Raw genomic sequence first — 20,063 nt, 5'->3', positions numbered from 1 at the left:
GATCAGGCGGGCCGGCACAGGGCGTCGACCAGCCCCGACCACGGCGTCCGGAACAGGAGGCCGAAGACGACGAGCCAGATCGCCAGGAGCGCGTCCCAGTAGAGGGTGCAGAGGGCGATGCTCCGGCCCAGCGGCGCGGGCGGCTCCGCCCGGGCGGCGCGGCGCGTCGTCCGCGCGAGGGCGACGAGACCGCCCGCGAGATGCAGGGCGTGGAGCACCGTGATCAGGTAGAAGAAGGACCCGGCCGCGTCCGCCGTGCGGCCGGCCTCCGCCGCCCAGAGCCGCCGCCACGCGAGCCCCTGCCCGCCGAGGAAGACGAGGCTGCCGGCGCCCGCGAGGAGGAGCCCGCCCAGCGCCTCGCCCGGCTCGCCGCGCCGGACCGCCGCAGAGGCGAGGTGGAGCGCCACGCTGGCGACCGCGAGGGCGCCCGTGGTGATCCAGAGGAGCCGCGGGTCGAGGGCGATGCGGCCGCCCGGCGGCACCCGCATGCCGTAGGAGGCGGTGAGCAGCGCGAACAGCAGGCCCACGGCCGCCAGGAACACCGCGAGGCCGAGCATGGCGGGCGCAGGCCCCCGCTCCGGCCCCGCCACGGCGGCGGGCGGGCCCGCGCCCAGCCAGGGCTTGGCGGTCAGGTGCTGGCGCGCGAGCCAGCGCGCCGACACGATCGCGAGGGCCGCGAGGTAGAGGAGGACGAGGCTCACGGCGACGCCCCCGCCGGCACCAGCCCGGGCTGGTTCTGCGGCACGAAATCCTCGGCCGCGCCGGGCACGCTGTAATCGTAGGGCCAGCGGTAGACGACGGGCCGGTGGGCGCCCCAGTTGCCGTGGGCCGGCGGCGTCTCGGGCGTCTGCCATTCGAGCGTGGTGGCGCGCCAGGGATTGCCGCCGGCCGGCACGCCGTGCCGGATGCTGTGGATCAGGTTGGCCAGGAAGGCGACCTGCGCGGCCCCGACCACGAAGGCCACCACGCTGATGAAGGCGTTGAGGGGCGAGACGGAGGCCGGGATGAAGTCGAGACCCGAGATCTCGAAGTAGCGCCGCGGCACGCCGAGCAGCCCGAGATAGTGCATCGGGAAGAAGATCGCGTAGGCGCCGAGGAAGGTGACCCAGAAATGCAGCCGGCCGAGGCGCTCGTCGAGCATCCGCCCGGTGACCTTCGGATACCAGTGGTAGATCCCGCCGAAGATCACGAGGATCGGGGCGACGCCCATCACCATGTGGAAATGCGCGACCACGAACATCGTGTCGGAGAGCGGCACGTCGACCACGACGTTGCCGAGGAACAGGCCGGTGAGGCCGCCATTGAGGAAGGTCACGATGAAGCCGATCGCGAACAGCATCGGCACCGTCAGGTGGATGTCGCCGCGCCAGAGCGTCAGGACCCAGTTGTAGACCTTGATGGCGGTCGGGATCGCGATGATCAGCGTCGTGGTGGCGAAGAAGAATCCGAAATACGGATTCATGCCGCTGACGTACATGTGGTGCGCCCAGACCACGAAGCTGAGCGCCCCGATCGCGATGATCGCCCAGACCATCATCCGGTAGCCGAAGATGTTCTTGCGGGCGTGGGTGCTGATGAGGTCCGAGACGATGCCGAAGGCGGGCAGCGCGACGATGTAGACCTCGGGATGGCCGAAGAACCAGAACAGGTGCTGGAACAGGATCGGCGTGCCGCCCCCGTATTTCAGGCGCTGCCCGGCCTCGATGATCGCGGGCATGAAGAAGCTGGTGCCGAGCAGCCGGTCGAGGAGCATCATCACGGCGCCGACGAACAGGGCCGGGAAGGCGAGCAGCGCCAGGACCGTTGCGGTGAAGATGCCCCAGATGGTGAGCGGCATGCGCATCAGCGTCATGCCCGGCGCCCGGGCCTGCAGCACCGTGACGACGTAGTTCACCCCGCCCATGGTGAAGCCGATGATGAACAGGATGAGCGAGACGAGCATCAGGACGATGCCCCATTCCTGCCCGGGCGTGCCCGCCAGGATCGCCTGGGGCGGGTAGAGCGTCCAGCCGGCGCCAGTGGGCCCGCCCGGCGCGAAGAAGCTCGCCACCAGCACGATCACGGCGAGCAGGTAGATCCAGTAGCTCAGCATGTTGACGTAGGGAAACACCATGTCCCGAGCGCCGAGCATCAGCGGGATCAGGTAATTGCCGAAGCCGCCGAGGAACACCGCGGTCAGCAGGTAGACCACCATGATCATCCCGTGCATGGTGATGAACTGGTAGTATTCGGACGGGCCGATGAACGAGAAGACGCCCGGGAAGCCGAGCTGGAGCCGGATCAGCCAGGACAGGACGAGGGCGACGAAGCCGATCGCCAGGGCGGTGCCGGCATACTGGATGGCGATGACCTTGGCGTCCTGGCTGAAGACGTAGCGCGTCAGCCAGCTGTGGGGATGATACAGTTCGGCGTCGTCCGTCTCCGAACCGGGGAAAGGAGCGGCCGTTCCGATGGGCGTATCGACCATGATGTGTCCTCTCAGCGGTCCTCGGCCAGCCGCCGCCGCAGGCCGGCATCGCGCGGCGCCGGCAGCGGGCGGGCGGCGAAGGTCGAGAAAGTCTTCTGCTGGTCGAGCCAGGAGCGGTAGGCGGGCTCCGCATCCACCACCACGCGCCCGCGCATGGCGTAGTGGTTGACCCCGCAGACCTCGTTGCAGATCGCCTCGAAGGTGCCCGTCCGGGTCGGCGTGAACCAGACCGAGGTCACCATGCCGGGGATGGCGTCCATCTTGGCCCGGAACTCGGGCACGTAGAAATTGTGCACCACGTCGAAGGCGCGCAGCAGCACCTTCACGGGCCGCCCGAGCGGGAGGTGCAGATCGCCGCCATCGACGATGACGTCGTCCCGCCCGGCCGGATCCTTCGGATCGAGGCCGAGGGGGTTCTCGTCGCTGACGTACTCGATGCCGACGGCGCCGAGGCGCCCGTCGGCCCCGGGCAGGCGGTAGCTCCAGCGCCATTGCTGGGCGACGATCTCCACCGCGGAGGCCTCGGCCGGGGGCCGCACGAACTGCGCCCAGACGGCGAGCCCCGGGGCCAGCATCGCCGCGACGCCGAGCGCCGTGACCGCGGTGAGCCAGCCCTCCAGGCGCCGGCTCTCGGGCTCGTAGGCCGCACGCTGCCCGGGACGGTGCCGGAAGCGGGCGAGGCAATAGGCCATGAACAGCAGGATCACCGTGAAGACGGCGCCGGTGATCCAGAACGTGATGATGAGCGTGACGTCGATCGTGCCCCAGTTCGACGCGATCGGCGTCCACCACCACGGGCTGAGGAGATGGAAGGCGACGGAACCGAAGGCGATCAGCACGAGGATGAGCGGCATGGCCGTCCCCTGCGCTCCACTCTGGTCACGGTGGTCGCCGCCTCGCGAGACGGCGGCGGCTCTCTCAGGGCGCCACGGCCCGCCGGTAGAGGTGCCACGTCGCGTGGCCGAGGATCGGCAGCACGAGGGCGAGCCCGACGAAGAGCGGCAGCATGCCGACGACCAGCAGGCCCGCGACGACGAGGCCCCAGGTGAGCATCGTGCGCGGGTTCTCCCGCAGCAGCGCGACCGAGGTCTCGATCGCCGTGCCGGCATCGGCGCCCCGGTCGATGATCAGCGGGAAGGACACGGCGCTGACCGCGAGCGCGACCAGCGAGAAGGCGGCGCCGACGAGGTTGCCGAACAGGATCAGCATCCAGCCTCGCGGCGTGGTGAGCACCTCCGCGACGAAGGCGAGCACCGAATCATGCGTGGTGCTGCCGTAGAGCGCCCAGTACAGCCCCATCGCCGCAACGATCCAGGCGACGAAGATCAGCGTCAGGACGAAGCCCACCGCCGCGATCGCCCCGGCATGCCGGCCGGTCAGGAGTTCGTAGGCGTGGGTCCAGGCGGTGTCGAGGCCCTGCTCGCGCCGCCGGCTCAGCTCGTAGAGGCCGATCGCCGCGAAGGGCCCGATCAGCGCGAAGCCCGAGGCGAGGGGGAAGAGCACCGGAATGAGGTCGTTGTCGAAGGTCAGCGTCGCGATGATCAGGCCGGCGATCGGATAGATGACGACCAGGAACAGCACGTGGGTCGGCATCGCCATGAAATCGTCGAGCCCCTCCCTCAGGGCGGCCCGGATGTCCTGCACCGTGATCCTGCGCAGGTGCGGGGGCGCCATCGCCTGATGGGGAGTGGCAGCATGCAGCATCGCCATCGCTCGGCCCTCCGCTCGGAAGACTCAGCCCCGCGACATGGCCGTGAATTCGACCAATCACCACTTCGCAAAGCCAAGCTTTCGAATGTGACGTGAAAGATCTTATCACTCGATACCGGTCCTGTCGCGCTCTTTCGGGACGCCGATATTTCCAGTTGTACAATATTCGACGGCGGACGCTCTCATCGCACGCGATCGCATCGGCGGCCGTTGCTGGCGCGGCTCACCGGGCGACGGGACGGCGGCTCAGGCACCGACGACCTCGGCCATCGGCCGCAGGGCGACGCCCCGCGCGGCGAGGTCCGACCGCAGGCGGGCCCCCATCGCGACGGCGCCGGGGGAATCGCCGTGGACGCAGATCGAATCGATGCGGGTCGGGATGCGCCGCCCCGACAGGCAGGTGATGGCCCCGTCGTCGAGCATCCGCAGGATCCGCTCCGAGACCATGGCGGGCTCGTGCAGCACCGCCCCGGGGAGCTTGCGCGAGACGAGGTTGCCGTTATCCGCGTAGGCGCGGTCGGCGTAGATCTCCCGCACCAGCGTCAGCCCGAGGGCCTCGCCGGCCCGCTCGGTCTCCAGGCCCGGCATCACCACGAAGATCAGGTCGCGGTCGAGGGTGCGGATCGCCCGCGCCACCGCGAGGGCGAGGTCGGCATCCTCGTTCGCCATGTTGCCGAGGGCGCCGTGCGTCTTCACGTGCCGCACCGGGCAGCCGGCATCCTGCGCCAGGGCGAGCAGCGCGCCGACCTGGTAGAGGATCAGCTTCTCGACATCGGCCGGGCGCTCGCCATGGATCGGGCGCCGCCCGAACCCCCAGAGGTCGAGGAAGCCCGGATGCGCGCCGGCCTGCACGCCGTTGCGGGCCGCGAGGCTCAGGGTCTCGTGCATCACCAGCGGATCGCCCGCGTGGAAGCCGCAGGCGATGTTGGCCGAGGTGGCGATGGTCAGCATCTCGGCGTCGTCGCCGAGGCGGTAGACGCCGAAGCCCTCGCCCATGTCGCAGTTGAGATCGACGATCATCGGGATGGGCTCTCCATGAAGCGGCGACCGCTCCGGTCGCGCATGACCGCCATGGTGCGCGGAACGCCCCGGTTGTCGAGCACCGCGGCGGCATGCCTCCCCGCGATCCGCGCCGGCACGGCCGGGCCCGTCTTGACGATGGCGTGCCGGTCCGGATCGGTGCAGGACGGAACGCCCCGACCGTGCCGGCGCGGAGCGCCCCGGGGCGAGGGCTTCACCAAGGGACTCACGATGAGCAGCCGGATCGCTTTCGTCTCGCAACTCGCGCCGGACGAGGAGGCGCCGTGGCTCGGCGCGCTGCGGGCGGCCATGCCCGGCGAGGCCATCGCCGCCCTGCGGGAGATCCCGCCCGGCGCGCGGGCCGCCGTCGACATCGCGGTGGTCGCCAATCCGTCTCCGGACGAACTGGGGCAGCTTCCCGGCCTGCGCTGGATCCACAGCGTCTGGGCGGGCGTCGAGCGGCTGGTGGGCAATCCGGCCGTCACCCGGCTGCCCCTGGTGCGCCTCGTCGATCCCGAGCTGAGCCGGACGATGGCGGAGGCGGTCCTCGCCTGGACCTACTACCTGTTCCGCGACATGCCGGCCTATGCGGCGCAGCAGCGGCAGCGCCTCTGGCGGCAGCTGCCCTGCCGGCGTCCCGGCGAGACCACGATCGGCCTCCTCGGGCTCGGCGAACTCGGCACCGCCGCGGCCGAGCGTCTCCGCCACGCGGGCTTCCGGGTCGTCGGCTGGAGCCGCAGCGAGAAGCGCGTGGCGGGCATCGAGACGGCGTCCGGCGAGGACGGGCTCCGATCGGTTCTCGGCGCCGCCGACATCCTCGTCTGCCTGCTGCCCCTGACGCCGCAGACCCGCGGGCTCCTCGACGGCGAGGCCTTCGGCCGGATGCGGGCCGGCGCCGCGCTGATCAATTTCGGCCGCGGGCCGATCGTCGTGCGGGACGACCTGATCGCGGCGCTCGATCGCGGCCCGCTCACGCATGCGGTGCTCGACGTGTTCGACACGGAGCCCCTGCCGGCCTCGGACCCGTACTGGGACCATCCGAAGGTGACGGTCCTGCCCCACATCTCCGCGCCCACCAACATGGAGACGGCGGCGGGCATCGTGGCGCAGAACATCGCGCGCTACCGGGAGACCGGGACCTTGCCGCCCACCGTCGATCTCGCCCGCGGCTACTGACCGGGCGGACACGGCCGTCGGCCCGACCGGGCCGCGCCGGGCCCGGATCGCGGGGACGGTGAGCGTGGGCCGGGACCGGGAGCCGGTGCGCCCGTCCCGTCTCCGGCCGGGGCCGAACCCGAGGGCGGGTCCGGGGGTTGTGGGTCCGACCGCAACCGCACAGGACACTCCCATGACGCGTCTCACGCTCGCCCTCGCCGCGGGCCTCGGCCTGATGCTCGCCGGGGCGGCCGAGGCCCAGACCGCGCGGCTTCCCCCGCCGAGCGATGCCCTCGGCGCGCCGGGACCGGGGACGGGCGGCGGCCGGGTCGAGGGACCGGGCGAGACCGGCTCCGTCTCGCGCCCGCCGCGCAACCTGCCCGGACATCCCAGCAGCAATTCGGTTCCGGGCAGCAATCCGGGCGTCTGGATCGGCGGCAGCCCCACCGCCGGCCCGCCCGGCACGGGCGGCCCGGCGGGCGGCATCGCGGGCGACACCCGCTGAGGCGGGCGGGCCCCGTCCCGAGCGCCGCTGAGGGTCCGAGTTCCGGACCTTGGACCGGCCCCGGAAGGGTGTCATGACTGCGCCTGACGATGTCGCGGGAGCGAGCCCATGCAGGTCTGGATCGAGGCCGCGCTGAACGGGCCCTGGACACGGGCCCGCCAGCCGCGCATGCCGCTCACCGTCGCGGAGATCGTGGCGGAGGGCGTCGCCTGCGCGCAGGCTGGGGCCGCCGTGATCCACGTCCACGCCTACGACCCGGCCACGGGCCGGCAGAACGACGATCCGGACACCTACGCGGCGATCATCGAGGGCATCCGCGCCGCCGCGGACGTCATCGTCTATCCGACGCTGCCCTTCGTGCAATCCGCCGAGGCCTTCCGGCCGGGCGCCCTGGAGGCGCGCTACGCCGCCGTCGAGGTGCTGGGCCGTCGCGGCCTGCTCGAATGGGCGGTGGTCGATCCGGGCTCGACGAACCTCGTGACCGTCGCGGAAGCGGCGCGGGCCGAGCCGGGCTCGGTCTATCTCAACCCGGGCGAGCACGTGCTGCGCGGCCTCCGACTCGCCGTCGAACACCGCTTCGTGCCGAGCTACGCCGTCTACGAGCCGGGCTTCCTGCGCCTGGGGGCGGCGCTGGCGCGCAGCCTGCCGGGCTGCCCGCCGCCGCTCTACCGCTTCATGTTCTCGGACCACTTCACCTTCGGCTTCCCGCCGGCGCCCTACGCCCTCGAGGCCTATCTGCGGCTCATGGAGGCGACCACGCCGGGGAGCCCCTGGATGGTGGCGGGTCTCGGCGTCGACATCCGGCCGCTGGTTCCCCTCGCGGTCGCGCGGGGCGGGCACCTGCGGGTCGGGCTGGAGGACGCGCCCTTCGGCACGCAGACGAGCAACGCCGCCCTGGTCGAGGAGATGGCGACGCTGGTCGCCCTGGAGGGCGGACGCCCCGCGACGGCGGCGGAGATCCGGCAGGCGCTCGGGTCCGCCTGAGGACTCGCCTCGCTCATCGCCACCCCGTTCCCGGACGACTGATACGGTTTCCGGAAGATCACTTTCGGAAACCGTATCACGAGCCCGCGCGGCGCCTGAGCGAGGCCGGTTTCCGCATCGCGAAGCGATCATCCGGAAACCGTATGACGCGAAGCGGAAGGAGATCCGGGAACGGGGGCGGGGTCACCCCGCCTCCTCGGCAAAGAAGCGGAAGAGTTCGTCGAGGAGGACCTCCGGCTGCTCCTCCGGAATCCAGTGGCCGCAATCCTCGACGATGCCGCCGCGCACGTCCTCGGCCACCCGCCGCAGGGATTCGATGCACTCCATTCCGCGCCCGAAGCTCTTCTCGCCGCCGAGCGCCAGCACCGGCATCCGCAGCTTGCCGCCGCGGGCGATGAGGGCCCGGTTGTCCTCGGCATCCACCGGCAGGGCCCGGTAGAAGGCCAGCATCGCCCGGAAGGCGCCGAAGGTCGTGTAGGTGCGCAGGTACTCGCGCTGATCGGCTTCCGGGATGCTGGTCGGCCGGTGGCCGTAATGGTCGAACAGCCAGCGCACCACGAGGTCCTCGCGGCCCGCGCAGAGCGCTTCCGGCAGGTCGAGGGTGCGGAAGAAGGCGTGGTGCCAGCGCCGCCCGCCCTGCGAGAAATCGGCGCCGTCGCCGGGGATGACCACGTCGAGGATGGCGAGGCGGGCGACGGCGTCCGGGTGCTGGGCGGCGAGCGAGAAGGCCACCGGCCCGCCCCAATCGTGCCCGACCAGGAAGAAGCGCTCGATGCCGAGATGACCGCGCAGGAGCTGCCAGAGATCGTCGGCGAGCGTCTTCTTGTCGTAGCCGGTCGCCGGCCGGGAGGAATCGCCGAGGCCCCGCAGGTCCGGCGCGATCACCCGGTAGCGCTCCGCGAGCCGCGGCATCACGTGGCGCCACTCGTGCGAGGTCTGCGGAATGCCGTGCACGAGAACGACCGCATCGCCCGCGCCGGCGTCGAGATAGTGCAGGGTCGCGCCGTCGAGGTCGGCGAAACGGCTCGCGATGTCGGTCATCCTCGGCATCCTCAATCGCAGGGCAGGGGGCTCAGGCGGCCGGGGGCGCGTCGCGCTTGAACATCAGCCCCGCCGCCCGGAAGCCGCCATCGACGTTGAGGGTGTGGCCCTGGACGTAGCGGGCCTCGTCGGAGCACAGGAACACCGCCGCGTCGGCGATCTCCTCCGGCGTGCCGTAGCGCGTCATCGGAATCAGGTAGCCGTAGGCGGCCCGCGTCGCGGCGTCGTGCGCGAACTTCGCCATCTCGGTCTCGATCGCGCCGGGCGCGATGTTGTTGACGTTGATGTTGTGCTCGGCGAGTTCGACCGCCATCACCTTGGTGAGCAGTTCGAGGCCGGCCTTGGCGGAGCCGTAGGCGGCGCGCCCGTTGCCGCCGCGCTGGCCCGACAGCGAGGCGATGTTGACGATCTTGCCGCCGCCGCCCTTGACCATCTCGCGCGCGCAGGCCTGCGCCACCAGGAAGGCGCCGGTCAGGTTGATGCCGATGATGCGGTTCCAATCCTCCAGGCGCGTCTCCAGGAAGGGCGTGTTGCCCCCGACCCCGGCATTGTTGACGAGGATGTCGAGGCGCCCGTGGCGGGCCAGGATCGCCTCGATCATGGCCGCGATCGAGGCGGGATCGGCGACGTCGACGGCCACCGCCATGGCGTCCCCGCCGTCGCGGCGGAGCCCGGCGGCGGCCTCCTCGGCGCTGCCCGCGTTCACGTCGGCGATCACCACCGCGGCGCCCTCGCGGGCGAAGGCCTTCGCCACCGCGAGCCCGATGCCGCGCGCGCTGCCCGTGACGACGGCGACCTTGGACGCAAGTCTCTGGTTCATCGTGCTGTCCGTCCGGTTGGAGAGCGATCAGGCGCCGCGCTTGACCGCGTGGAAGAAGTCGGGCCGGCCGACCTGGCCGCCCTTGAGGGCGAGTTCCAGCCCCGCGGGGGCGTCCGCCGCCCCGTGGGCGCGGCAGAGGGGGGAGCCCGGCGCCACCGGGGCGAGGGCGGTGAGCGCGTCGATGCCGAGCCGCGCGGCGGCCCGGCCCGAGGTGTCGCCGCCGGAGATCACCGCGCGGGTGAGGCGCCCCTCCCGCACGACCCGGTTCAGGATCGTGCCGAGCCCGGCGCCGATCCGGTCGTTGATCGCGTCGCCCGAGAGCCCCGCCCCCGGCAAGGCGGCGCGCAGGGCCGCCACCGCGGGATCGTCGGGGCCCGCGGCGGTGTAGACCAGGGGATCGCGGCCCTCGCCGAGGGCGGCGAGCGCGCGCTCCGCCGCACGCCCCGTTTCGCGTTCCCACTCCACCGCGTCGACGGCGCGGGCCGGGTCGAGCGGAATCCCCGCGAAGCCGTGATCGAGGGCGAAGGCGATCTGCCCCGCCGTGACCGGCGAGACCGAGCCGGACACGCAGGCGATGCGCGCCACCGCGGGCGGGCGGGGCAGGGCGGCCTCCGCGGGGAGAAGCCCGGCCGCGCGCCAATGGGCCACCAGGGCCGCCTCGAAGCCCTGCGAGCCGATGCCGAAGACCGGCCGGCCGCCTTGCTCCCAGATCAGCCGCCCGGCCTCGGCCAGGGTCTCGGGATCGAGGACGTCGAGGGAGACGATCCGGGCGCCCGCCGCGCGCTCGCGGTCGAGGCGGTGCGCCGCCTCGCCCCGCTTCATCGCCACGAAGTCGACGAGGCCGGTGCGCAGGGCGGTCTGGCGCGCGAGGTGACGGCCGAGATCCGCCTCGTCCATCGGCGTGATCGGGTGGCGCGCCATCGTCGGGTGGCGGTCGAGGCGGTGGCCGGTCGCGCCGTCCATCGCGAACAGGTTGCCGAAGCTCTGGTAGCGGCCCATGCCCGGATCGGCCACCACCATGGGGATCCAGGCCGGATCGAGGAGCGCCGCGCCGATCTCCGCCGCGCGCCCGATCGAGCCGATATGGGGCGCGGAATCGAAGGTCGAACAGACCTTGTAGTGGAGGACGGGCGCCCCGAGCCCGGCGAGGAGCCGGAAGACCGGCGGCAATGCGCGGTCCATCCAGTCCGGCGGCTGCGAGCGGGCCATGCCGGCGATGCCCACCGCCCTGGCGGCCGGGAAGGCGCCGAGCCGCTCGGGGGAGGGCGGCTGGAGGAACAGCACCGTCTCGAGCCCCGCGAAGGCCAGCACCTCCATGGCGGCCGAGGAGCCGGTGAGGTCGTCGCCGTAGAAGGCGACGAGGGGACCCGCCGGCAAGGGTTGCGGCGCGCTCGCCGCGCGCGCGGCGCTCATGCGGCGGCTCCCAGCGCCGCCCGCAGGTCCGGGCGCTCGCCCGCGTAGGTGTCGAGGGGGATGCCGGAGACGGCCGCCTCCCAGGCCTCCCGCAGGGCGGCGACGCCCGCCGCCGGCCCGCCCGGATGCGCCATGATGCCCCCGCCCGCCGTGACGATCAGGTCGGTGGAGCCGAGCGCCGCGTAGGTGCCGGGCGCCTGCCGCACCCCCTGGCCGGAGGAGAAGACCGGCATGGCGAGGCAGGGTTTGTCCGGGAAGAGCGGCGTGAGGCAGGTGCGCGCCGAGGCGACGACGCTCGCATCGTCCTCGGCGAACTTGTTGGCGAGGCCGTTCACGTGCATGTGGTCGGCTCCCGCGAGCCGCCAGATCTTCTGCCACGCCACGTAGGACCAGCCGAGCAGCGGGTGGCGGGCGAGGGCGCCCCAGCCGTTGCGGTGGGCGTGGATCGGCAGCGCGCTGAAGCGGCCGAGTTCGATCATGCCGACGAGGCCGACCGAGTTCAGGCTCGCCATCAGGCAGGTGGCGCCCTCCTGGACGAGAAGGTCGTGGCGGCGGCGCATCTGGTCGAGGTCGCCGGTGAGGTTGAAGGCGACCATCACCTTCTTGCCGGTGCGGTCCGCGTGGGCGTTCACCACCCGCATCACGGCGCGCACGCGCCCGTCGAAGGGGCAGTGCGGCCCGTCCGCCTGCAACTCGTCGTCCTTGATGAAGTCGATGCCGCCCGCGCAGAGATCGGCGACGAGGGCGGCCGTCTCCTGGGGCCCGAAGCCGACGCTCGGCTTGATGATCGTCCCGATCAGGGGCCGGCCCTCGACGCCGGCGAGGCGGCGGGTCCCGGCGATGCCGAAGCGCGGGCCCGGATAGGCCTGCGCGAAGGCCGCCGGCAGGCGGATGTCGAGGAGGCGCAGGCCCGTGACCGGCTTCAGCTCGAACAGGTTGCCGGCCACCGTGGCGAGCAGGTTCGGCAGCGAGGGGCCGAGATTGTCGAGGGGCCAGGACAGGGTGACGCGGGCGCGCCGCGCCGTCGCCGCGGGGTCGATCCCGGCCGAGGGCAGGCTCGGCGCACCGGCCGCCTCGTCGAGGAGGTCGAGGCGCTCGACGCGGGCCGCCGAGCGCTCCTTCAGCTCGGGCGTCTCGCCGGGCACGGGCACGAAGGTGCCGCTCGACTGCTCGCCCGCCATGATCTCGGCGGCGCGGCGCGGGTCGATCACGGTCTCCAGCAGGTAATCGGCCTCGATCCGCAGCGGCACGGGGGGAATCGGGTGCTGCATGGCGGCTCTCACGCGGCCCGGCAGGAGAGGCCGCCATCGACCGGCAGGCTCACGCCGGTGATGTAGGCGGCGTCGTCCGAGGCGAGGAACAGGGCCGCCTTGGCGATGTCCCAGGCGGTGCCCATCCGGCCGGTGGGGCAGGCGGCGTCGCGGGCCTTCACCATGGCCTCGGCATCCGCGTACTGGCCGGAGATCTGCTGGAAGATCAGCGGCGTGTTCATCAGGCCGGGCATGATCGCGTTCACCCGGATTCCGTCGCGGGCGTATTGCAGCGCGAGCCCCATGGTGAAGTTGTTCACCGCGGCCTTCGCCGCGTAGTAGGCGGCGTAAGGGTAGCCGGTATAGCGCACCGCCGCGATCGACGAGACGTTGACGATGGCGCCGGACTTCCGGGCCAGCATGTGCGGCAGCACATGCTTGCAGGTGAGGAAGCAGCTCGTGACGTTGAGGTCGAGGGTGCGGTGCCAACCCGCCTCGTCGAGTTCGATCGGCCCGCCCATCGTCGCGTAGCCGACGTTGTTGTGCAGGATGTCGATGCGGCCGTGCCGCTCGATCACCGCGTCCACCACCGCCTTGATGGAGGCGGAATCGGTGACGTCGCAGGTCGCGGCGGTGGCGCGGCCGCCCTCGCCGGCGATGATCCCCACCGTCTCCTCGGCGGCCTCGCGGTTGATGTCGATGCAGACGACGTGCGCGCCGTTGCGGGCGAACAGGGCGGCGGTGGCCTTGCCGTTGCCCCAGCCGGGGCCGACCGAGCCGGCACCGAAGACGAGCGCAACCTTGTCCTGAAGACGCATGAGAGAGATCCGAGTTTGTCGCGGGGGGAGGAAGGCCGGCTCAACCGAGCTTGCCGGTGGTCGATTCGAGCAGCGCCCAGGCCTCGTCGCCGTAGCGCTTCTGCCAATCCTGGTAGAAGCCGGAGGTCACGAGCCGCTGCCGGAAGTCGGCGTTGTTGACCTCGTAGAACTGGAGGCCGAGCGATTGCAGCTTCTGCTGCAGCGTCGCGTTCATGTGCTCGACCTCGCCGCGCTGAACCAGGGCTTCCTGGTTGATGTTGCGCTGGACGATGTCGCGCAGCGGCGCGGGCATGCGGTCCCAGAACCGGCGGTTGGCCAGCACCCAGAAGCCGTCCCACATGTGGTTGGTGAGCGAGCAGGACTTCTGCACCTCGTACATCTTGTCGACGAGGAGCCCGATGAGCGGCTGCTCCAGCCCGTCCGCGATCCGGGTCTGCATCGCCGAGTAGGTCTCGGCCCAGGGGATCGAGACCGGGGCGGCACCGAACGCCTTGAACATCGAGGTCCAGAGCGGCGAGGGCGGCACCCGGATCTTGAAGCCGTTGAAGTCGTCGGGGGTGCGGATCGGCCGCGTCGCGGAGGTCGTCTGCCGGAAGCCGTGGTTGTAGGACTTCTCCATGCAGACAAGGTTGGCCTTCTCGAAGGCGGCCCGGATGTGCTGGCCGAGCGGCCCGTCGAGGGCCTCCCAGACCTTGTCGTAGCTCGGGAAGGCGAAGCCGATGCCGCTGATCGAGGCGACCGGCACCAGGGTCGACATCAGCACGCCGGTCTGGGCGAAGAGTTCGAGGGCGCCGGAGCGCAGCTGGCTCAGCATGTCCGCGTCCGAGCCGAGCTGGTTCTTCGGGAACAGCTCGATCAGCACCCGTCCGTCGGTCTCGCGGGCGACCCGGTCGCGGACCCGGCCCATGGCGATGTTGAGCGGATGGTCGCCCGAGACGATGTTGCCGAACTTGAGCCGGAAATCCGGCTCGGCGGCCCGGGCGACGAACGGCGCGGCGAGGCCGGCCGCCCCGGCGGCGATCAGGCTGCGGCGGGTCAGGCGGGACATGGCGACACCTCCCGGTGGCGTGGGGCTGAGGCGATCAGAGGAAGCCGATCGAGATCCACGGGACGGCGATCACGACGGCGAGGCCGATCACGAGGGCGGCGATGTAGCCGACGATCGGCCGCATGCCGGCGTCGGGGTGGATCCGGCTGATGGCGCAGGCCGCGTAGTAGCCGACGCCGAAGGGCGGGGCGAACAGGCCGATGCCCATGGCGAGGATCACCACCATCGCGTAGTGCACCTCGTGTACGCCGACCTGGCGGGCGATCGGGAACATCAGCGGGCCGAACAGCACGATGGCGGGGATGCCCTCCAGCACCGAGCCCAGCACGATGAAGGCCAGGGCCGAGACGATGAGGAAGACCGGCGCGCCGCCCGGCAGGGCCTTCATCAGCGTCGCGAGGGTGCCGGAGAAGCCGGACTGGGTGAGCGCCCAGGCCATGCCGGTGGCCGCCCCGATGATCAGCAGGATCGCCCCCGACAGCGAGGCCGTGGTCACCAGCATCGGGTAGAGCCGGCGCAGCGGGAACTGGCGGTAGATCAGCAGGCCGGCGAGCCCCGCGTAGACGATGCCGATGGTCGAGACCTCGGTGGCCGTCGCCACGCCCTCCACCACCGCCGCCCGGATCACGAAGGGCAGCGCCAGGGCCGGGATCGCGATGACGAGGGCGCGGCCGATGGCGCGGCCGGAGGGCCGGGACACGGCGCTCAGATCCTCGCCGCGGTAGCGCCACCAGACCAGGGCGCAGAGCGTGATGCCGAGGACGAGGCCGGGCAGCAGGCCGCCGGTGAACAGGGCCGAGATCGACACGCCGGTGACCGAGCCGATGGTGATCAGCACGATCGAGGGCGGGATGGTCTCGGTCTGCGCGCCGGTGGCGGCGAGCAGCGCCACGAGGTCGCCCTCCTTGGCACCCCGCGCCTTCATCTCGGGGAACAGCACCGGGGCCACCGCCGCCATGTCGGCGGCCTTCGAGCCCGAGATGCCGGACACGAGGTACATGGCGCCGACCAGCACGTAGGAGAGGCCGCCGCGCACGTGGCCGAGAAGGGAGGCGAGGAAGCCCACCATGGCGCGCGCCATGCCGGTCGCCTCGATGAGGAGACCGAGGAACACGAAGAGCGGCACGGCGAGCAGGATGAGGTGGCTCATGCCCTCGTCCATCCGTCCGATCAGCACGAGCGTCGGCAGCCGCGTCGCGAGGGCCAGATAGGCGAAGGTCGCGGTGCCGAAGGTGAAGGCGATCGGCACGCCCGCGAAGACCAGCGCCCCCACGAGGCCGACGAAGAACAGCAGCAGGTTGAGGTTGCCGAGCGGGCGGAACAGGGGCCCGGCGAGGACGAGGAGGCCCCCAAGCACCAGCACCGTCGCGACGGCCGCCACGGCGGCCTTGCGGTCGCGGCTCGCCAGGAGCCGCAGCAGCCCGATCACGAGCATCAGGCCGATCCCGACCGGCAGGGCGGCGGCGCGCCAGGCATTCGAGATCTCGAGCGCCGGGGTGGTGATGAACTGCTCCTCGAGGGCGAATTCGAGGGCGGGCTCGATGGTGAGGCCGAGGAAGGCGAGGCTGACCGCGATGGCGAGGGCGTCGAAATAGGGGCGCAAGCCCGGGCGCACCATGGCCACGAGGGCGGTCATGCGCATGTGCTCGGCGCGCCGGTAGGCGACGACGGAGCCCAGCATCGCGAGCCACAGGAACAGGATCGAGGCGAGTTCGTCCGACCAGACGACCGGGCTGTGGAACACGTAGCGGGAGCAGACGCCGACGAGCAGCACCACGACCTCGACCGCGACGAGAACGGCCGCCGGCCCCTCGACGAGAAGGCCGATCCCCCGGTCCAGCAGCCCGAGCCAGCGCCCGGCGGCGCTGGGCGATCGGTCGGCCACGGACGCGCTCGGCTCGCTCGCGGATGCCATCGCAGACATTGCGCACCTCCCTGTTCATCACGTCCACGCCCTTGGAGGGCGCGGATCGATGATCAGGGAGCGGATTCCCGCGCCGCCGTGGGAGGCGCCCGGGCCGGGTCGCCGCCGCACCTGCGGAGCGGTGCTGCCGATGGCAATGAGGATGCGATCCGGGCGATGCGGTTGCGGATGCAAGGCCGCCGCGCGCCGTGATGCCCTCGCTGGTTTCCTGCCCTGACCGTTTTGGTTCTGGGTACAGGTTACACGAGTCGCGCCCCGCGGAAACTCGACTTCGGCGCACCGATCCGTGATGAAAGCTCACAGCTCCCGCCGACCGGCGCCCCGCTGCCGGCTCCCACCGAAAGGGCTCCGCCGTGCCGCTGTCCCGCCTGCCGCTGAACGCGCTTCGCGCCTTCGAGGTCACCGCCCGCCTCGGCAGCATGAGCGCCGCGGCTGCCGAACTCGGCGTCACGCATGGGGCGGTGAGCCGCCACATCAAGGCGCTCGAAGCCCAGTTCGGCCTGCCGCTGCTGGAGCGCCAGCCGCGCGCGGTGGCGCCGACCCAGGAGGGCGCGCAGCTCGCCGCCAGCCTCGCGGAGGCCTTCGACCAGATCCATCTCGCGGTCTCGCGGGTCCAGCCCGGGCCGCTCACCCTGTCGTGCTCGGCCACCATCATGATGTACTGGCTGATCCCGCGCCTGGAGACGTTCAAGCAGGCCAACCCGGCGATCGAGCTGCGGCTCAACATCAGCTACGGCGAGGTGGACTTCATCCGCGACGAGATCAGCGTGGCGATCCGCAACAGCATGTATCGCCCGCCCGCGACGGCGCGGGCGAGGCGGCTGATCACCGAGGAGATCGGCCCCGTCTGCCACCCGGATTACGCGGCCCGGCTGGACCTGCGATCCCCCACGGATCTGGAGCGGGCGCGGATCCTGGCGACGGCGACGCGGCCGAACGCCTGGAGCGAATGGGCCGCGGCGATCGGGTGGCGGGACCTCGGCATCGTCCCGCACGAGAGCTACGGCCACTTCTACCTCGTCATCCAGGCGGCGGCCTGCGGGCTCGGCCTCGCCCTGGCGCCGCGCCTGCTGGTCGAGAGCGAGATCCGCAGCGGGCATCTGGTGGCGCCGTTCGGCTTCACGCCCGGCCCCCATCGCCTGGAACTGTGGATCGCCGAGCACCTGCAATCGCGCCACGACCTGAAATGTCTGGTGCGGTGGCTCGAGGAGGAGATGAAGCGCTCGGAGCTGCCCGCCTGACGAGGCTAGAGCAGCGCCCGGTCACGCTGCAATCGGGCGCTGCTCTGGGTCCTTGATTTTAGAGCACTGTCTGCGACGAACCGGTATCCACTCCGTCGGACACCGCTCCAGGCATCATGCGCCGAAGCGGTCACCGGTTCGGCGGCGAAGAGGATGCGGGAACAAGGACCCCAGCAGAATTGCTCGGTGCAGTTCTGCTGAGGCGCCAGCCTGACGGGCGCCACACCCCGTCAGTGGAAGTGCGTCCCGCCGTTGATGTCGAAGATCGCCCCGGAGGCGTAGCCCGCCCCTGCGCCGCACAGGAACGCCGCCGTCGCGGCGATCTCCTCGGGCTTGGCCATGCGCCGCAGGGGATAGAGCTGCGGATCATAGCCCTTGCCGGCCGTCATCCCGGTCTCGACCGGGCCCGGGGCGATGCCGTTCACCAGCACGTTGTGCGGGGCGCCCTGGCGCGACAGCCAGCGCACGAAGGCGTGAAGCCCGCCCTTCGAGAAGGCGTAATGCGGCCCCGAGCGGATGCCCCCCATCCAGCCGGCCACGGAGCCGCACAGGACGATGCGGCCCTCCCCCCGCGCCGTCATCCCGGGCAGGAAAGCCCGGGCGAGGTTGATCGGCCCCTTGATGTTGGCCCGGATGACCTGATCGAGCGCCTCGTCCCAATCCTCGGCCATCCAGTCGTCGAAGGGCGCGATGGCGGCGGTGTCGACGAGCCCGTAGACCGGGCCGACCGCCTCCGCCATCGCGGTGACCGCCCGCCGGCAGCCGGTGTCGAGGCTGTGGATCGCGGCGGAATCCGCGACCGCGGCGCCGACGCGGTCGCGGATCTCCCCGGCCGGCACGCGGTCGATCAGGACGAGGCGCGCGCCCTGCCGGGCGCAGAGCCGCGCCGTCGCGCTGCCGATCCCGCCGGCGGCCCCCGAGATCACGATGCGCCGGTCCGTGAGGTCGAAGGGTGAGGTCTCCGGAGACGTCATGATGCGTGGGCCCTCCCGTCAGGGGCGTCAGCGGGCCGGGCGCAGGCCGCCATAGGTCGTGAGATGCGCCCCCGCGAGCCAGCCCGCATCCACCGGCAGGTTGATGCCGGTGACGGCCGCGGCATCGTCCGAGAGCAGGAAGGCGACCCCGCGCCCGATCTCGGCGGGCTCGACGAGGCGGCCGAGGGCGGCCGCCTCGGTGAGCAGGCGGGGATCCCGCTGGCCGCGGTCGATGGCGGCCTGGAGCGGCGGGGTGGCGACGTAGCCCGGCGAGACGGCGTTGACCCGCACTCCCGAGCGGCCCCATTCGGCGGCGAGGCAGGCCGCCATGTGCACCACCGCCGCCTTCGAGGGCGCGTAGGCGTGGAGCGGCGCCGTGCGCCACGCGGTGACCGAGCCGGTGATCACGATGCCGCCGCGGCCGCGCTTGGCCATGCGGGTGCCGGCCGCGAGGCACGACACGTAGACGCCGCGCAGGTTGACCGCGATGATGCGGTCGAACTCGGCGAGCGGCTGATCCTCGGGCCGGCCCCCCGGCTGGATCAGGCCGGCATTGGCGATCAGCGCCTCGACCGGCCCGATCCGCTCCTCGATTTCCGCGAAGGCCGCGTCCGTCGCCGCCTCGTCCACCACGTCGAAGGGCACCGCCTCGGCGCCGATCGATCCGGCCACCTCCCGGGCGCGCGTCGCGTCGATGTCCGAGATGACGGTGCGCCAGCCGCGCTCCGCCAGCACGCCGGCGATGGCGAGCCCGATCCCGCTCGCACCGCCCGTCACCAGGGCAACCCGGCCGCGTCCCTCGTCCCGCTCCATCTGCGTCTCCTGTCGTGTCGTCTATGGTGTTGATTGGTCTCTCTCGAAGAGCGCCGGCTGATCGTCTTCACCTGCACCACGGTTCTCAGGGCGGCGCGCTTCACCGCGAGGCCTGCGTTCAGACGGCGGCATCGGACCGTCGCGAGCCGGCACGGAGGACGGCGCCCTACACCGCGAGGTAGCGCTGCGTGATCGCGGTGTTGCCGCGCAGCTCCGCGATCGGCGCGCGGTAGACGACCTGCCCCTTGTCCACCACCGTCGCGTGGGTGGCGATGTCGAGGCAGAAATGCATGTTCTGCTCGGCGAGCAGGATGGTGACGCCCATGTCGCGCAGGGTCCGGATCAGGCCGCCGATCGCCTGGACGATGATCGGCGCCAGCCCCTCGCTCGGCTCGTCGAGGAGCAGCACGTCGGGATTGCCCATCAGCGCGCGGGCGATGGTCAGCATCTGCTGCTCGCCGCCCGAGAGGCGCCCGGCCATCCGCGTGCGCATGCCGGCGAGGATCGGGAAGACCTCGTAGATGCGCGTCAGCGTCCAATGCGCCTCGCCCCGCCGCCCGCGCTTGGCGCCGACGATCAGGTTGTCCTCGACGCTGTGCTCGGGAAAGACCTGGCGGTCCTCCGGCACGTAGCCGATGCCGGCCCGGGCGATGCGGTAGGGTGCCCGGCCCGAGACGGTCTCGCCCGAGAGCACCACCTCGCCCCGCCGGGGCGGGGCGATGCCCGCGATGGCCTTGAAGGTGGTGCTCTTGCCGGCACCGTTGCGGCCGAGCAGCGCCATCGTCTGGCCCTTCTCGACGCTGAGGTCGAGGTTGAACAGGATCTGGCTGGTGCCGTAATAGACGTCGGCGCCGCGCATTTCGAGCATCGGGACGGTCAT

Annotated in this window: 19 protein-coding genes; 4 read left to right on the top strand and 15 right to left on the bottom strand. The window is 71.8% G+C overall.

Annotated features, from left to right (window positions below; all coding sequences use genetic code 11):
* Positions 1–2 precede the first annotated feature (2 nt).
* From ACE101_RS10670 to ACE101_RS10650, 5 genes are all read right to left on the bottom strand, one after another.
* Positions 3–701 carry a cytochrome c oxidase subunit 3 gene (locus tag ACE101_RS10670; RefSeq protein WP_379128946.1) on the bottom strand — a complete coding sequence of 233 codons (699 nt, stop codon included), beginning with the start codon at positions 699–701 and terminating at the stop codon, positions 3–5.
* Entirely contained in the window at positions 698–2,467 is a 1,770-nt protein-coding gene (locus ACE101_RS10665; protein ID WP_379128943.1) for a cytochrome c oxidase subunit I, read from the bottom strand. Before ACE101_RS10665 ends, ACE101_RS10670 begins: the two co-directional genes overlap by 4 nt.
* 11 nt (positions 2,468–2,478) lie before the next feature.
* Complete coding sequence (locus tag ACE101_RS10660) at positions 2,479–3,321, bottom strand: cytochrome c oxidase subunit II (protein ID WP_379128940.1); 843 nt, start codon at positions 3,319–3,321, stop codon at positions 2,479–2,481.
* Positions 3,322–3,385: 64 nt separating this feature from the next.
* On the bottom strand, positions 3,386–4,177 hold the full coding sequence (locus tag ACE101_RS10655) for a DUF2189 domain-containing protein (RefSeq protein WP_379128939.1): 792 nt from the start codon (positions 4,175–4,177) through the stop codon (positions 3,386–3,388).
* 246 nt (positions 4,178–4,423) lie between these two features.
* A complete protein-coding gene (locus tag ACE101_RS10650) occupies positions 4,424–5,197 on the bottom strand; it encodes a LamB/YcsF family protein (protein ID WP_379128936.1) in 774 nt (257 codons plus the stop codon).
* 231 nt (positions 5,198–5,428) lie between these two features.
* Here ACE101_RS10650 and ACE101_RS10645 point away from each other — a divergent pair, with 231 nt between their 5' ends.
* From ACE101_RS10645 to ACE101_RS10635, 3 genes are all read left to right on the top strand, one after another.
* Positions 5,429–6,373, top strand: coding sequence for a 2-hydroxyacid dehydrogenase (locus ACE101_RS10645; protein ID WP_379128933.1), 945 nt, complete (start codon positions 5,429–5,431; stop codon positions 6,371–6,373).
* A 172-nt stretch (positions 6,374–6,545) separates the two neighbouring features.
* Positions 6,546–6,857 carry a hypothetical protein gene (locus ACE101_RS10640; RefSeq protein ID WP_379128931.1) on the top strand — a complete coding sequence of 104 codons (312 nt, stop codon included), beginning with the start codon at positions 6,546–6,548 and terminating at the stop codon, positions 6,855–6,857.
* Positions 6,858–6,965: 108 nt separating this feature from the next.
* Positions 6,966–7,841 carry a beta-keto acid cleavage family enzyme gene (locus ACE101_RS10635; protein ID WP_379128929.1) on the top strand — a complete coding sequence of 292 codons (876 nt, stop codon included), beginning with the start codon at positions 6,966–6,968 and terminating at the stop codon, positions 7,839–7,841.
* Between the two features lie 183 nt (positions 7,842–8,024).
* Here ACE101_RS10635 and ACE101_RS10630 read toward each other — a convergent pair whose 3' ends face one another.
* The 7 genes from ACE101_RS10630 to ACE101_RS10600 are packed head-to-tail and all read right to left on the bottom strand — an operon-like array spanning position 8,025 to position 16,155.
* Positions 8,025–8,882, bottom strand: a complete 858-nt coding sequence (locus ACE101_RS10630; protein ID WP_379128926.1) for an alpha/beta fold hydrolase — start codon at positions 8,880–8,882, stop codon at positions 8,025–8,027.
* 31 nt (positions 8,883–8,913) lie between these two features.
* Positions 8,914–9,702 (bottom strand): SDR family NAD(P)-dependent oxidoreductase, encoded by a 789-nt coding sequence (locus tag ACE101_RS10625; protein ID WP_379128924.1) that lies wholly within the window; start codon positions 9,700–9,702, stop codon positions 8,914–8,916.
* 27 nt (positions 9,703–9,729) lie between these two features.
* Positions 9,730–11,115, bottom strand: coding sequence for a four-carbon acid sugar kinase family protein (locus ACE101_RS10620; RefSeq protein WP_379128922.1), 1,386 nt, complete (start codon positions 11,113–11,115; stop codon positions 9,730–9,732).
* Complete coding sequence (locus tag ACE101_RS10615; RefSeq protein WP_379128920.1) at positions 11,112–12,386, bottom strand: ribulose-bisphosphate carboxylase large subunit family protein; 1,275 nt, start codon at positions 12,384–12,386, stop codon at positions 11,112–11,114. Before ACE101_RS10615 ends, ACE101_RS10620 begins: the two co-directional genes overlap by 4 nt.
* An 8-nt stretch (positions 12,387–12,394) precedes the next feature.
* Positions 12,395–13,183, bottom strand: a complete 789-nt coding sequence (locus tag ACE101_RS10610; RefSeq protein ID WP_379128917.1) for an SDR family NAD(P)-dependent oxidoreductase — start codon at positions 13,181–13,183, stop codon at positions 12,395–12,397.
* A 40-nt stretch (positions 13,184–13,223) separates the two neighbouring features.
* Entirely contained in the window at positions 13,224–14,231 is a 1,008-nt protein-coding gene (locus tag ACE101_RS10605) for a TRAP transporter substrate-binding protein (RefSeq protein ID WP_379128914.1), read from the bottom strand.
* Between the two features lie 34 nt (positions 14,232–14,265).
* A complete protein-coding gene (locus ACE101_RS10600; RefSeq protein WP_379128911.1) occupies positions 14,266–16,155 on the bottom strand; it encodes a TRAP transporter large permease in 1,890 nt (629 codons plus the stop codon).
* Positions 16,156–16,508: 353 nt separating this feature from the next.
* On the opposite strand from ACE101_RS10600, the gene ACE101_RS10595 reads away from it, so the two are divergent.
* Positions 16,509–17,396, top strand: a complete 888-nt coding sequence (locus tag ACE101_RS10595) for a LysR substrate-binding domain-containing protein (RefSeq protein WP_379128909.1) — start codon at positions 16,509–16,511, stop codon at positions 17,394–17,396.
* A 230-nt stretch (positions 17,397–17,626) separates the two neighbouring features.
* Here ACE101_RS10595 and ACE101_RS10590 read toward each other — a convergent pair whose 3' ends face one another.
* The 3 genes from ACE101_RS10590 to ACE101_RS10580 form a co-directional block, all read right to left on the bottom strand.
* Entirely contained in the window at positions 17,627–18,370 is a 744-nt protein-coding gene (locus ACE101_RS10590; RefSeq protein ID WP_379128907.1) for an SDR family NAD(P)-dependent oxidoreductase, read from the bottom strand.
* Between the two features lie 27 nt (positions 18,371–18,397).
* The gene (locus ACE101_RS10585; RefSeq protein ID WP_379128904.1) at positions 18,398–19,183 is read right to left on the bottom strand and encodes an SDR family NAD(P)-dependent oxidoreductase; all 786 of its coding nucleotides are present in this window, start codon (positions 19,181–19,183) and stop codon (positions 18,398–18,400) included.
* Positions 19,184–19,349: 166 nt separating this feature from the next.
* The gene (locus ACE101_RS10580; protein WP_379128901.1) at positions 19,350–20,063 is read right to left on the bottom strand and encodes an ABC transporter ATP-binding protein; all 714 of its coding nucleotides are present in this window, start codon (positions 20,061–20,063) and stop codon (positions 19,350–19,352) included.

This window comes from Methylobacterium carpenticola (genome assembly GCF_042748905.1).
In the GTDB taxonomy this organism is placed as follows: Bacteria; Pseudomonadota; Alphaproteobacteria; order Rhizobiales; family Beijerinckiaceae; genus Methylobacterium; species Methylobacterium carpenticola.
The sequence above is the reverse complement of the archived record's forward strand: the minus strand, read 5'-3'. Positions and strand labels throughout refer to the sequence as shown.